13 protein-coding genes, 1 tRNA gene and 1 other RNA gene are annotated in these 14,890 nt (G+C 35.5%); 1 reads left to right on the top strand and 14 read right to left on the bottom strand.

Features of this window, described 5'->3' with window-relative positions:
- Window positions 1-273: 273 nt before the first annotated feature.
- The 9 genes from LQ617_RS09745 to treP form a co-directional block, all read right to left on the bottom strand.
- On the bottom strand, window positions 274-1,122 hold the full coding sequence (locus tag LQ617_RS09745; RefSeq protein WP_239740235.1) for a patatin-like phospholipase family protein: 849 nt from the start codon (window positions 1,120-1,122) through the stop codon (window positions 274-276).
- 81 nt (window positions 1,123-1,203) lie between these two features.
- A complete protein-coding gene (recR, locus tag LQ617_RS09740) occupies window positions 1,204-1,800 on the bottom strand; it encodes a recombination mediator RecR (RefSeq protein WP_025906091.1) in 597 nt (198 codons plus the stop codon).
- A gap of 2 nt (window positions 1,801-1,802) precedes the next feature.
- Complete coding sequence (locus LQ617_RS09735; RefSeq protein WP_025906093.1) at window positions 1,803-2,123, bottom strand: YbaB/EbfC family nucleoid-associated protein; 321 nt, start codon at window positions 2,121-2,123, stop codon at window positions 1,803-1,805.
- Window positions 2,124-2,214: 91 nt separating this feature from the next.
- Window positions 2,215-3,906 carry a DNA polymerase III subunit gamma/tau gene (dnaX, locus tag LQ617_RS09730; protein ID WP_204188999.1) on the bottom strand — a complete coding sequence of 564 codons (1,692 nt, stop codon included), beginning with the start codon at window positions 3,904-3,906 and terminating at the stop codon, window positions 2,215-2,217.
- Between the two features lie 69 nt (window positions 3,907-3,975).
- The gene (locus LQ617_RS09725; protein ID WP_239740234.1) at window positions 3,976-4,512 is read right to left on the bottom strand and encodes a GNAT family N-acetyltransferase; all 537 of its coding nucleotides are present in this window, start codon (window positions 4,510-4,512) and stop codon (window positions 3,976-3,978) included.
- A gap of 91 nt (window positions 4,513-4,603) precedes the next feature.
- An RNA gene (gene ffs, locus LQ617_RS09720) (signal recognition particle sRNA large type) lies at window positions 4,604-4,872 on the bottom strand.
- 54 nt (window positions 4,873-4,926) lie between these two features.
- The gene (gene treR, locus LQ617_RS09715; RefSeq protein WP_239740233.1) at window positions 4,927-5,655 is read right to left on the bottom strand and encodes a trehalose operon repressor; all 729 of its coding nucleotides are present in this window, start codon (window positions 5,653-5,655) and stop codon (window positions 4,927-4,929) included.
- Window positions 5,656-5,683: 28 nt separating this feature from the next.
- Window positions 5,684-7,327, bottom strand: a complete 1,644-nt coding sequence (treC, locus tag LQ617_RS09710; RefSeq protein WP_204188997.1) for an alpha,alpha-phosphotrehalase — start codon at window positions 7,325-7,327, stop codon at window positions 5,684-5,686.
- 29 nt (window positions 7,328-7,356) lie between these two features.
- On the bottom strand, window positions 7,357-8,793 hold the full coding sequence (gene treP / locus LQ617_RS09705) for a PTS system trehalose-specific EIIBC component (protein WP_239740232.1): 1,437 nt from the start codon (window positions 8,791-8,793) through the stop codon (window positions 7,357-7,359).
- Window positions 8,794-8,912: 119 nt separating this feature from the next.
- On the opposite strand from treP, the gene LQ617_RS09700 reads away from it, so the two are divergent.
- Entirely contained in the window at window positions 8,913-9,659 is a 747-nt protein-coding gene (locus LQ617_RS09700; protein ID WP_206166531.1) for a serine hydrolase, read from the top strand.
- On the opposite strand, the gene LQ617_RS09695 is transcribed toward LQ617_RS09700, so the two are convergent.
- The 5 genes from LQ617_RS09695 to LQ617_RS09675 form a co-directional block, all read right to left on the bottom strand.
- Window positions 9,648-10,556, bottom strand: a complete 909-nt coding sequence (locus LQ617_RS09695) for a C40 family peptidase (protein ID WP_084756629.1) — start codon at window positions 10,554-10,556, stop codon at window positions 9,648-9,650. The genes LQ617_RS09700 and LQ617_RS09695 overlap by 12 nt on opposite strands.
- Window positions 10,553-11,653, bottom strand: coding sequence for a dipeptide epimerase (locus tag LQ617_RS09690; RefSeq protein ID WP_239740231.1), 1,101 nt, complete (start codon window positions 11,651-11,653; stop codon window positions 10,553-10,555). Before LQ617_RS09690 ends, LQ617_RS09695 begins: the two co-directional genes overlap by 4 nt.
- A 12-nt stretch (window positions 11,654-11,665) precedes the next feature.
- On the bottom strand, window positions 11,666-12,589 hold the full coding sequence (locus LQ617_RS09685) for a S66 peptidase family protein (RefSeq protein ID WP_239740230.1): 924 nt from the start codon (window positions 12,587-12,589) through the stop codon (window positions 11,666-11,668).
- Window positions 12,590-13,275: 686 nt separating this feature from the next.
- Window positions 13,276-13,368, bottom strand: a tRNA-Ser gene (locus LQ617_RS09680).
- Window positions 13,369-13,428: 60 nt separating this feature from the next.
- The gene (locus LQ617_RS09675) at window positions 13,429-14,886 is read right to left on the bottom strand and encodes a glutamate synthase subunit beta (RefSeq protein WP_025906111.1); all 1,458 of its coding nucleotides are present in this window, start codon (window positions 14,884-14,886) and stop codon (window positions 13,429-13,431) included.
- Window positions 14,887-14,890: the final 4 nt, after the last annotated feature.

Raw genomic sequence — 14,890 nt, 5'->3', positions numbered from 1 at the left:
GATTGGTTAAGCCAATCACTCTGAAGTACTTTCAGTACTCAATTATTGGAATTAACGTTGACATATTGTCATTCAGTTTTCAATGTTCATTTTGTCTCACAAGAAACTATTATACACACTTCTTAATTCGAAGTCAACAACTTTTTAAAATTAATTTTCAAAGTGTTTTGATGTTTTATTTATCTCTCGCTCACAAGATATAACTATACACGCTAAATACCCTTTACTCAAGCATAAAAATTACACCAAAACACTCAATACTCTCAATTATACTTAATTCTCAACATATTCTTTTAGTTTTTCGTATATTTTTTCAGCATCTTTATATCCTTGTTTGTATAAAGCATCTAATTTTCTAGTATTTTTCTCGATTCTATCAACAGATAATGAATCAGAAGGTCTGATAACAAACAAATTACCTTTCTCTTCTTCCGCTTCTATCCATTCTAAAGTCTGATTATAATGTTTATATCTAATTGCCATTAAGTGATTTATTTTAGGATATGCTTTCAATCTGAATACTTTTGAAAATTTACTTTGTTTTTTGCGATAGCCTTTCGGTCTTGTCAAAATCAAAACATTCTTCTTATAGCCTTCTTCAATTGCTTTATCAATTGGAATAGGATTGACGATACCACCATCTAATAAAGTATGACCTTTATATTGAACTGGGTTGGCCATCATTGGTAAAGAACTTGTTGCTTCTAGAGCAGTCAATATAGAACCTTCTGTTTCTTTCTTATTGAAATAAACTGCTTCTCCTGTGTCACAGTCTGTCGTTACAACAACAAACTCTTCCTCTGCTTGATCAAACTTTTCAAAGTCAAAAGGTTCCAAGTAAGTTGGTATATGATGATACACAAAGTCCATACCAAATATCTCTTTATTTTTTACATAATTTGATAGCGAAATATAGCGCTTATCTTTAATGTACTTAGTTGTGACACGATGATTGCGTCTAAATTGTCGAGATATATAACTTGCAGCCATAGATGCGCCTGCTGAAACGCCAATATTATATTTAAAATACAAATCTTTCTTAATGAAGAAATCTAGCACACCTGCTGTGTACATACTTCTCATTCCGCCACCTTCTAATATTAATGCTGTGTCTTTTATCATAGTTACACTTCTTTCTATATTATTAGTTGAATGAAAGCGAGGCTGAGACATTCTTCATTGTCCCAGCCTCAATTATAATTATTAAATTTCTGTTCTTCCAGTTATAGCTTTCGAAAGTGTTACTTCATCAGCGTATTCCAAATCTCCACCTACTGGTAGACCATGTGCTAGTCTAGTTGTCTTAATACCAATCGGTTTAACGAGTCTAGATATATACATAGCTGTTGATTCACCTTCTATATTAGGATTAGTTGCTAATATAATTTCTTCGATTTCATCATTCTTCAATCGTTCTAATAATGAAGGAATATTAATATCTTCAGGTCCAATACCTTCCATTGGAGATATCGCACCATGTAATACATGGTATAACCCTTTATATTCACGCATTTTTTCCATAGCTATGACATCTTTAGAATCTTGAACAACACACACAACTGAACGGTCTCTTTGTTTATCTTGGCATATATGACAAGGCGAAACATCCGTAATGTGTCCGCAAGTTTCACAATAAGTCAGTTCTCTCTTAACATCTACAAGAGATTTGGCAAAAAGTACAACGTCGTCTTCCTTCATATCTAATACGTGGAAAGCTAAACGTTGTGCAGTCTTCGGACCTATTCCCGGCAATTTCATAAAGCTATCGATGAGTTTAGATATTGGTTCTGGGTAGAACATCATTACATCATTCCAGGAATGTTTAGACCTTTTGTATGTTTACCTAAACGATCTGCTGTTACATCATCTGCTTTAGATAAAGCGTCATTTGTTGCTGCTAATACTAAATCTTGTAGCATTTCAATATCTTCAGGGTCTACTACATCTTCTTTAATGATAACGTCTAATACTTCTTTATGACCAGATACAACAACTGTAACCATTCCGCCACCAGCTGTTCCTTCGATTCTTTCTTCTTTTAGCTTTTCTTGTTCCTCAGCCATTTTCTTTTGCATTTTTTGCATTTGTTTCATCATTTGTTGCATATTTCCGCCACCGCGCATAATTTCGTCCTCCTAATTTCTAATTTATACATTTAAGATTATTAATTTTTGTCATATTTATTATACATGCCTTTAGAGGCGATGTCATGTATTACTCATCCGTAACATGTACGGTATCTTCACCAAACAACTCTTGAGCTTTCTTTACAACATCCGCTTCTTCTGGCTTTTCTTCTTGCTCAACTTCACCTTGAGCCGTATTCGCTTTTTTAGATTGAATATACTGTTGACGAACTTGTAACCATTGCGAATTTGGTACGCCAACAACTTTTACATTCTTATTAACAATCTCACATACAATCGCTTCGATATGATTTCTTTTTTCATCATTTTTATTCACGATTTCACAATGAATATCTTCATCAAATTTCACGAGCACATGATCTTCACTTGCTGCAACAGGTTCCGAGTTTAAGAGCAGACTGACTAGCGCTCTTTGTTCTTTCTCTTTAACCGATTCTATCACTGCTTGCCATTTTTCTTTAAGTAAATTCAAATCATCACGATTAGCGTGGTCAAGCACACGTTCGATTTGTCGAATTGAGAAGACATGCTTAGATTGTTTACGAGCGATATTTTGTTTATTTTCAACTGGTTTAGCCTTTTGACTGACGCCGTTTTGAGCTAGTTGCTGAATCGTCGCTTCAAGTTGTTGGATTTTATCCATCACTTCACTAGAGCCAGCGTTTTGGTTTGAACTGACAGATGCTGTTTGTCCACTATTATTCTGATCAATTAATTCCGTTAACTTAACGATTAATATTTCTATATGAACATTCTGGTTAATTGCAAATCTCATTGAAACTAATGTGTCATTAATACAATCAATCATTTTGTACATTGTATTTAAGTCTACTTGATTCAGTGCGTGGTCGTCTTCAACTTGTTCAGTAGTCTTAGCGACAATTGAATCTCTTATGAAATAAATCATATCATTTACAAGTCTATTCACTTCTTTACCAGCAGCTATAAATTCATGATACCTAGTAAATGCTTGTTTAATATCTTTAGCAACCATGTCTTTAAACAAAGCATTTAAAGCCGCTTTATCTACACTACCCGTTACATTCAAAGCATGTTCAAGTGATAAGTGTCCATCTCCAAAAGCGATTGCTTGGTCCATGATACTTAATGCATCTCGCATACCACCTTCTGAAACTTGAGCGATAAATGCCAAAGCTTCTTCTTCGTAGGTAATGTTCTGCTCATCTGCGACAAACGCGAGTCTACTTTCTATTTCACCAGAATGGATGGCTTTAAAATCAAATCTCTGACATCTAGATATAATAGTAGGTGGTATCTTGTGAGGTTCAGTAGTTGCGAGTATAAAAATAGCATGACTTGGTGGTTCTTCAAGTGTCTTTAAAAGTGCATTGAAAGCACCTGTTGTAAGCATATGCACTTCATCTATAATATAGACTTTAAATTTAGATTCACTTGGTGCATATTTTACTTTATCTCTAATATTACGTATTTCATCTACACCGTTATTACTGGCAGCATCAATTTCAATGACATCTGAATTTGTTCCTTGTGTAATGCCTTTACAAATCGCACATTCATTACAAGGTTCCCCATTCGTATTCTCTGTACAGTTAATTGCTTTAGCGAAGATTTTAGCAATACTTGTCTTACCAGTTCCACGTGGGCCATTAAACAAGTAAGCATGTGATTGCTTTTCTTTTTGGATGGCGTTTCTTAATGTTTTTGTGACATGTTTTTGACCGACAACATCCGCAAATGATTGTGGTCTATACATTCGATACAAAGCCTGGTAGTTCAAAGTGGCACCTCCAAAATTTAATAAGATATTGGCTATATTATATCATGAATCAATAGGTACACCCTATTATTAATTATCAAAAGCTTCTGGGTAGGGAACAATGCCTTTAATTTCTTTTGTTGGGTGATCCCATAAATATTTAAACATGAAATTTTCATCTGGCACTTCAAATGGTGGGTATATATTAAACTCTGAAGCTGCATGATAACCTAATTTATGATAATAATCAGCATGACCTAGTACGACTACACCGACATAGCCATTTTCATAAGCTCTATATTCTAAAGCTTCTATTAAAGCTTTCCCTATTCCTTTATTTTGATACTCTGGCAAAACCGAAACAGGTGCAAGCGCTAATACTGTATGCGTTTCTTCATCAGAACTAACGGTCACTTCTGACATCATGGCATGCCCCAGAATTTTGCCTGATTCTGTCTTCGCTACAACTTCAAGTTCTGCATTATAATTCATTGATTTTCGTATTTTACCGATTAATTCGTGTTCTGTTCCATCAGAATAACGTTCATTTTCGAATGCTGCTTTAACGACTTCTTTAGCTAATTCATATTCCGATTCTATAATCGTTCCAATTAGTAATTGCGTCATGTATAAAATATCCCCCTGATATTAGAAAAAGGGTGACCGCGGTCACCCTTTTGAATTTATATATAATTTGATAAGTTTATAAAATTTAAAACCGTGCACCTTTGCTTTGAACAAACATCACAAGCGTTACCTCAGTCGTTAGCTAAACTTCGGCTACCCTACGGCACATACAATGATCCACTTAATGCTGCTTCCTTCCGGACCTGACATGATTCATGGGTTTGTATTGCATAGGACCGACGTCTTCAGACACCACGTGCTGAGGGCAGACCTCACAATAATATGTCCGCGGCAAAGGAATTCAGTCTTGCATAAGCGGATTTCAAGTACAGGGAACCGCTACCTCCCCACTTAGCACGGCAATATATATACTACAACAAAATGTTACGATTTGGCAAGAAAAAACTACTTCAATCAAAGTGTTTTATGAATCACCCTGCGAGAAAAATCTACAAACTTGAATTCCGTCGCGATATGCCTTGAAATATTATATTGAAATTTTTCTGCATTATTAAGATACACAGTACCTCTAACCGTTGCTGTATAAGGCGGGTTCAACTTCCCAAAATATAATATTTCATTCTCAGTCATCTCTTCAAATGTAATAGACTTATTCGAGTAACTGATTTCTACATTCATTTCTTGTTCAATAAATTTATAGATAGATTCAGCTGCAACTTCTTCACTCAGCTTAGGAATAACCTGACATATAAAGTAATCCTCATCCATTATACGCACAGCGTCATCTTTCGTTCTTGTTCTAATGACATGCCACAGTTTATCTTGATCTCGTAGTTCAAGGGCATGTTGAACTACAGGAACGTCTTTAGCATCTATAACCTCAAGTAATTCAACTTTAGTTTCATAATCAAGTCCTAAACGTTTATTAATTTCTTGAAAACTCACCATTTCCGATATTGGAAATTGAATAACATCTTCATATATAACGACAGACCCTTTGCCTCTTAACTTTTGAATATAACCTTTTTCTTGCAATAAATTTAAAGCTTTCCTTACAGTCTCTCTAGAAGTTGAATATATCTTTGTTAATTCATTTTCTGAAGGTAGTTGCTGTAAATGAGCATATTCACCATTTAAAATTTTTTCACAAATAGATTGGTAGATTTTCATATACTTGTTCATGCGTTCACCTCTATACCTTCAACATCAATTAGTCACCACTTACTTTTACGACAAAAGCATCGAATGGTTGCAAAGCGTTACCATTTAAATCATTATTTGCAATCATGATTTCACCCTCTAAATCGATATCTTCTGGGATATCAACGATTTGATCAGAGTAGTTTGCAACAACTAACCAAGTTTCATTATTTAAATGTCTCTTGTAAACGAACAGCTCTGGATGCTCCATATGAAGTGGTTCAACTTCTCCATACGTTATCACATCGTGTTCATGACGTAATTGTATTAACTTTTGATACGTATAGAAAATAGAATTTTTATCTTCCAATGCCGCTTCAACATTAATATGCTTATAATTTTCCGGGATACCAATCCATGGTTCTCCAGTTGTAAAGCCTGCCTCAGCATGCGCATTCCATTGAATAGGCGTTCTAGAATTATCTCTAGATTTCTGACCTATTACTTTCATAATCATTTGTTCATCCATACCGCGTTCTTTCAATAATTTGTATGCATTAAGCGATTCGACATCTTTATATTGATCAATATCCGTGAAACCTGGATCTGTCATGCCAATTTCTTCACCTTGATAAATATATGGCGTACCTTGAAGCATGTGTAATGATATCGCGAGCATCTTAGCAGATTTAACTCTTTCTGCTTCTGTATCATCTTTACCGAATCTCGTTACGACTCTAGGTTGATCATGGTTACACCAGAAAATAGCATTCCATCCGTTACCTTTTGCGATGTTCACTTGCCAATCCATCAATATACGTTTCAGCTCAAGAAAATCAAATTTCATATCCGACCACTTTTCACCATCTTTGTAATCTACTTTTAAATGATGAAAATTAAACACACTACTTAACTCATGACGTTCTGGATTTGTATATTTAATACAATTATCAATCGTTGTTGATGACATTTCTCCAACCGTCATAATATCTTTATTGCCAAATGTTTGTTTGTTCAGTTCTTGTAAATACTCATGGACTTTTGGTCCATCTGTATAAAATTCTTTACCGATTGCTGTTGAATTTTCGAAAGCACCTTTGGAAATTAAGTTAATGACATCAAATCTGAAACCATCTACGCCGAAATCAATCCAATAATTAATCATTTCATATATTTCAGCCTTTAAATTGTCATTCTCCCAATTTAAATCAGCTTGAGAAACATCAAATAATCTTAAATAATAACTTTCTGTTTGTTCATCATAAGTCCAAGCGTTACCACCGAACTTAGACTCCCAGTTCGTTGGCGGCTCTTCTTTAGTGCCTTCTTTCCAAATATAATAATCACGATACGGATTATCTTTAGACTTGCGAGATTCTACAAACCAGTGATGTGATGTCGAAGTGTGATTGATCACAATATCGAGCATCACTTTAATACCTAAACTGTGCGCTTCATCTAGTAATGTTTTGACGTCTTCCTTTGTACCAAAATCAGGATTAATTTGATAATAATCACTAATATCGTATCCATTATCGTTCATTGGTGATTGATAAATTGGCGTTAACCAAATGTAATCTACACCTAACGTTTGTAAATAAGGTAATTTTTCTATAATACCTGGTATATCACCTTGTCCATTTCCAGTCGTATCATTGAATGACTTTGGATAAATTTGATAAACAACGGACTTCTTCCAATCTGAAACTGCCATATAGGTATACTCCTTTATTTATATATATATTATTCTTGAACCATTTCTTTAGCTTTTTCATTAGCAAAGTTTGAAAGCACAATCGTTAGTATAGCTGGTAACACTACCGCAATCAATGTCGCAATACCGAACACACCCCAATATTCTCTTTCAATAGAAATAATTGCAGGAACGCCACCTACACCAACTTTACCGATAACACCTGCAGCTCCTATAAACGCGCCTAGTATACTAGACGAAATAATTGCTGCAAAGAACGGATATTTCAATGGTAAGTTGACACCGAACATTGCTGGTTCAGTTACACCTAAGAATGCTGAAATACCAGATGTAGCCGCTAAACCTTGTTCTTTAATCATCTTACGTTGTTTATATACTACCCAAGCGCCGAATGCTGCTGAACCTTGACAAATATTAGATATTGCCACGATTGGCCATAAGTACGTGCCGCCTAAAGGACTTCCTATGAGTTGGAAATCTACTGCTAAGAACATATGATGTAATCCTGTAATAACAAGTGGTGCATAGAATAATCCATACACTGCGCCACCTAACCAGCCAGCACTTTCGAAAATTGCTTTAATACCGTTCGTAATTAACGTACCTAACTCTAACGCTAATGGACCAATAACGATAAATGCTAAAAATCCAGTAATTAATAACGCTACAGGACCTACTACGAGCATTTTGATAGAATCATGTACACGTTTAGCTAAGAATTTCTCAATAATAGATAATACCCATGTTGCAAATAATATCGGTAATACTTGACCTTGATAGTTTAATTGCTTAATTTCTAAACCAAATATGTGCCATACAGGAATTTCACTCGATTTGCCGCCACCTAAATCATACTGAGAAGCAAGCTGCGGATGTAACAAGATTAAACCTAATACTAAACCTAGAATTGGGCTACCACCAAATACACGCATAGCTGACCAACCAATTAAAGCCGGCAAGAAGATAAATGCGGTACTTGCGATAACGTTAATGATGTTTGCAAAGTCAGCAAGCCATGCATATTGTTGAACAAGTGACTTAGCACCAAATAATTTTTCTGCTGTTAATACATTGTTTAAACCTAATAGTAAACCTGCTGTTACGATTGCAGGTAAGATTGGAATGAATACATCACCCAACAATTTAATTAAACGTTGAAATGGATTCATCTTCTGTTCAGAAGCTTTCTTCACGTCATCTTTCGAACTTTCTTCAACACCTGTTTCTTGTTGAAAAATTTTATACGCCTCATCAACAGTTCCCGGTCCAATTACGATTTGAAATTGGTTGTTTGCTGAGAAGGACCCCTTCACTAAATCTATTTGATCTAATGCATCTTTATTAACTTTACTTTCATCATTTAATACAAGTCTTAACCGTGTGACACAGTGGGTTGCGGCATTTACATTGTCTTGCCCACCAATAGCATCAATAATCTGCTTTACATCTTCTCTATTCACAGCCATTAAACTCACTCCCCTAACTTTATTTAGTTGAATTATAACTTGTATATACAAGTATGTAAAGGCTTACAATTAATATTATATAAATAATGTAGTATGATTGTGTAAAGGAGGTTTTTCATATGTCTTTTTTAACACATGAATATATCGATCATGACAACGTTGCACTCGATTTTGCAAAAGGAGATTCCATCATTTTCACAAACCATCATCACGAAAAAATATTTGAATCAGCAAGTTTAATTAAATTGCCTATTATGATTTATATTTATGAAAGCACGACTCAAGAAGATAGAAAAGCACTCGTTCAAATCAATGATAAAGTTGGCGGCAGTGGTGTTCTAAAAAATATGGATATCGATCAACTGAGCATTCAAGATTTAATCTACTTAATGATCGTTGTTTCAGACAATACGGCAACGAATACATTAATCGATCATTTCGGACTTCAACATATTAACTTATTTATTCAAGAAACATTGCAATGTGAACAAACGCAGTTAAATCGTTATATGATGGATGCAGAAGCAATAAGTGAAGGTAAACAGAATACAACGTCTTCTCAAGATATGATTCATATACTACGCTTTATTGCAGAACATAAAAATCATCAAGACATGATGAACATCATGAATGACCAACATTTAAATGATAAAGTTTCAATCTATCGATCATTTTACGAAGATACACTTAATTTCCACTCTAAGACAGGGGAGTACGACAACGTTGTCAATGATGTAGGTATTATCCAACATGAAGGCGAGCTATATTATTATTGTTTCTTATCCAACACAAATAAACCCAAAAAGGCGATTGATTTCTCTCACCAATTTGGGTCATATATTATTCAATCTATATTAGATATTTGATAATCGTGCAGCTTTAGCTAATATCTTTTGATAATAACTACCTGATAATTTAATGATTTCGATACTTTTCGGTGTATGCGGCGCGTGAATCATCATGTCTTCTCCCATGTATATGCCAACATGTGATAGGAAGCCTTTATCTTCTGGTTTACTGAAGAACAGTAAATCACCTGGCAAAAAGTCATGTGATGCTATCGAAACATCCGTCATTGCTTCATATTGTTCATCAGCATCTCGGGGGATGTGGAAGTTTTGACTTTTGTACATTTGGAAACATAATCCTGAACAATCATAACCATAACTAGACATCCCTCCCCATAAATAAGGTAAGTCTAAAAAGCGCTTCGCATTTTCAATGACACCTGCCATTGTGCCAATTTCGAATGCACCAGATTCATCACTGAATTCTACATCATTCGCACTAATAAGACCCTTGCCTTCAGGTGTATCAACTTCAATAAAAGGCTCATCTTTCTTAATAATAGGTAAAATTGTATTAAATGACAGAATTTGTTTCGTAGTAAAATCTAAATTAAACAATGTCGTCTTAGGTACATTAACACGAAGGCGTGGATGTGTATCGTACGCCTTCATCTCACCTAATTGACTCGTCGGAATAAATCCTGGATATCCCTTTGGATTCTGTTTAGACGGTTGCTCTAAACAGATAACGTAACTCCAACCATCTTGTTCTTCTACGACTTCTACTTTTTCGCCATAAAGAATTTGCGTATCTATTCTACTATCTTCCGTAAAAGATAATTTCTGTTCTAAATTAAGTTCAAGTAACCAACGTTGAATATCTGCTGGATACATGATACCGTCTCTATCAATTTCTCTAGCTTTATCAAAGCTTCTCCATATTGTCCCGACATTTACTCTGCAATATTTAATCATGAGCTCACCTTCTTATATAAAGATTCACGATCTATTCCTAACCCTGTTCCTTCTGAAACGGTTACTTTAGCACCTTCATAAGTAATACCACCTTCAACTTGTCGCTCAACTACCATTAAAGGTGCATCAAAATCAACACGATTCACTTGTTCTGCTGCTAAACTAAAATGCAAAGCTGCCGTTACAGATACATGTGTTTCCATCATACATCCAACCATGCAAGGTATCGCTTCACCTTTAGCAATATCATGTATTTTTAAAGCTTGATGAATACCACCAGTTTTCATCAGTTTAATATTCCATATATTTGTTGCACCAACTTCTACAAGTCTCTCGGCATCATGTATACTAAACAATCCTTCATCTACCATTAAAGGTATTTTGAATGCTTGAGATAGCGCACCTAGTACCTTATACTCATATCTCCCGACAGGTTGTTCAATACTCTCAATATTCAAATCTGCTTCATCAAAATGTTTCAATGCATGACGCGCACCTTTTTCATCCCATGCTTGGTTTGCATCCGCACTTAAAATAACCTCACTTGGTAAAGAAGATCGTAATGCTTGTAATCTATTTAAATCTGTTGAGACATCATCTTTACCCACTTTTATTTTCAAATGGTTAAAGCCATCTTCTACATATCGCAAACCATCTTCTACCATTTCGTCAGCATCATTTAGACTCACGGTATAACACGTTTCTAACGATTTATTTCCCGGGTTATGCTTAATATATTGATATAAAGGCAATTCTGCTTCTTGAGCTAATAAGTCATAAAGTGCGATATCTATTGCAGCTTTAGCACTTGTATTACCTACGATGACTTGATGAATTTCATCTAGTAAGTCTTTCGTTAATGGTCGGTTAATTAGTAGTGGCTTAAAGACCTCTTCAATCGCAGCTTCTATACCACCTTTTGTATCACCGGTAATAACATATGTAGGTACAGCTTCACCAACACCTATAACATCTTCATAATTCGTTTCAATAAATACATATATACTTTCAATAACCTCTACTGTTCTCAGTGCTGTTTTAAAAGGTTTCTTCAAAGGTGTTTCATATCTATAGTATTTTATATCTGTTATAAACATATAACTTCCCCTTTATTCTATAATTACACCTGACGCTATATTTAACACTTTATTGTCCACATCTAATGTAGCTTCTGTTCCAAACGGTATCGCAAAATGCGGCGTGCAATGCCCAATATTCAAATCATATGCTGCTGGTTTATTTAATGGCGTTATAAAATCATCTAACACTTCTTTCATCGTTAAAGATTTTTCCGGATTTTTAGGCTCGCTATCTGTGAATGGTCCGAAAATAAATCCAGAAGCATCATCTAACTTGCCAGCAGATTTGAGTTGTTGTAAAAATCCATCTACCTTATAAGGCACTTCCCCAATATCTTCTATAAATAAAATTTTATCTTTAGTGTCGATTTCATATGGTGTGCCTAAACTTGAAACAAGTAAAGATAAACAACCACCAACAATTTCTCCTTCAACGTGACCACCAACTAGCGATTTAAACGTTAATTGATCTGTAGGATAAGACACAGTTTCACCATTAAATAACTGTTCAAAGCTCCCAATAGAAATCTCATTATAAGTATCTCCTATATCAGATGCGATCATAGGACCTTGAAACGTTACCAACCCCGTTTGTTGTCTAATAGCATTATGTAAGCATGTTATATCACTGTATCCCCATATAATTTTAGGATGTGCTTTTACAAGATTATAATCAATACGTTCTACAATTCTAGGTGTACCATAACCACCGCAAGCACATATAATACCTTTCACTTCATCATCTTCTAACATGTCATGCAAACTATCTAATCGTTCATCATCCGTTCCCGCTAAATGACCATGAACGCGGTCTATATTTTTCGCTAGTTTAAACCGAATACCATATTTCTCTTCTAAAAGTTTCAACCCGTTCTTTAAATGCTTTTGGTTTGGCGGACTCGCTAATGCTACAACACCCACCACATCTCCTCTATTTAATCCCTTTGCTTTCATTAAGACACGACCTTTTATCAGAATATTCTTATATTATAGCAAAGTTGTTATCCATTTGTGAAAACAAAAGAAATTGTCATAAACGCATGAGTATATGAGGTTGGACATATGCGCGAGTTAGGTTGGAGTTAGGTTGGAGTTTGGTTGGAGTTTGGTTGGAGTTTGGTTGGAATAACTGTCATTATTCTGAATTGTGGTAATTAGAATGCTGTAACTTCCATTATTCCGAATTGTGGTAGTTAGAGTGCGCTAACTTCCATTTTTCTGAATTCTGGTAGTTAGAATCCGCTAACTTCCATTATTCTGAATTCTGGTAGTTAGAACTCGTATCCTTAGAGACATTTCTCGGAATTCTGTCCCTAACGACACCTCTTATGGACATTTCTCGGAATTCTGTCCCTAACGACACTTCTTACGGACATTTCTCAGAATTCTGTCCCTAACAGCACCCCTTACGGACATTTCTCGGAATTCTGTCCCTAACAACGCCTCTTAGAGACATTTCTCGGAATTCTGTCCCTAACAGCACCCCTTATATCTATATCCCCTATATTCCACCCTACAACTCAATCTCCACTCCGCGCCCAATTCCGCATCCAATATAATATTTTTTCACAACAAAAAACACTGCCCACAAAAGCGGACAGTGTTCTTTATATATATAGTCTTGGATATTTTAAAAATAATGGCGGAGGAAGAGGGATTCGAACCCCCGCGAGCCGTTAAGCCCCTGTCGGTTTTCAAGACCGATCCCTTCAGCCGGACTTGGGTATTCCTCCAAATAAGACATTATTTATCTTATAACATGCCATTACTGATGTCAACAAAAATCACAAAAATTAAATTGTAATTTTTTTCTTTAAGGATTCATCTACAGCTTTTGCGACTGCACGCCCTTCTTTTATTGCCCAAACGACTAAACTTTGACCTTTTCTTGCATCTCCAGCTACAAATACTTTATCTTGATTTGTTCTGAAGTCTTTTTCATTTGCTACGATTTTATTTCGTTCTGTCTTTAAGTTGAATGAATGTGGTACTAAATGTTCTGTACCTTCAAAACCGATTGATAATAGGACTAAATCTGCTGGCCAATGACGTTCTGTACCTTCGACAATCACCATGCCGTCTTCAGTTTCTTCTAATACTTGCGTATAAAGACCGCGAATATTACCATTTTCATCAACATCGTAACGCATTGTTTGAATACCATATGCTCTTGGTTCGAATCCGAATTTTTCACGATATTCTTTATGCGCATAGTCTAACTTGAAAATTGGCATTGGTAATGGCCAAGCTGTATTTTGTTCCATTTTATCTGTTAGTCTTACATATTTATTAAATTGGACGACTGATTTACAGTCATCTCTTAATGCTGTTGCTACGCAGTCAGCACCTGTATCACCCGCACCGATTACAATCACATTTTTACCTTTTGCTGTTATAGTTGGTTCGTCAATTTCTCCCATTTGTAATTGTGTTTGCTCTGTTAAATATTCCATCGCAAAATGTATACCGAAGCTCATGCGTCCTTCTAATGGTAGGTCTCGTCCTTTTTGTGAGCCTGTACAAACAATAATTGCATCATACTGTTCATCTAGTTCCTCTTTCGTGATGTCTTTCCCCACATTAACATCTGTTTTAAAGACGATACCCGCTTCTTCCATTAGTTTCACACGGCGTTCGATAACTTCTTTATCTAATTTCATACTTGGTATGCCGTACATAAGCAAACCACCTGGACGATGGTTACGCTCATATACAGTCACATTATAGCCAAGTAAATTTAATTCTTCTGCAGCTGTTAAGCCTGCTGGACCACTACCGATAATGGCTACTTTTTCTTCTAAGCGATGCTCAGGAAACTTAGGTTTCACAAGTCCCATATCATACGCTTCATCTATTATTGTACGTTCTATCCCTTTGATTGCGACTGAATCATTATTAATCGCTAAGACACATGAAGATTCACATGGCGCAGGACATACTCGACCTGTAAATTCAGGAAAGTTATTTGTTTCTGATAATCTTGCATATGCTTCTTCATAATCTTTGCGATACACTAAGTCGTTCCACTCTGGTATATAGTTACCTATTGGACAACCTATTGTATCTCTACCGAATGATGAGCCTGTTTGACAAAATGGTGTTCCGCAATCCATACAACGCGCACCTTGTGTAGCTGCATCTTCTTTAGTAAAACGTTGTTGGAATGCGTCATATCCTTTAATTCTATCTTTTAACGGCAACTCATCAAGTTGTTGCTTAGGATACTTCATAAAACCTTTAAATTCACCCATAATA

This window comes from Mammaliicoccus sp. P-M59 (assembly GCF_022386135.1).
Lineage (GTDB): Bacteria > Bacillota > Bacilli > Staphylococcales > Staphylococcaceae > Mammaliicoccus > Mammaliicoccus sciuri_A.
Note: the sequence above shows the minus strand (reverse complement) of the source record. Positions and strands in the feature narration are given on the sequence as shown.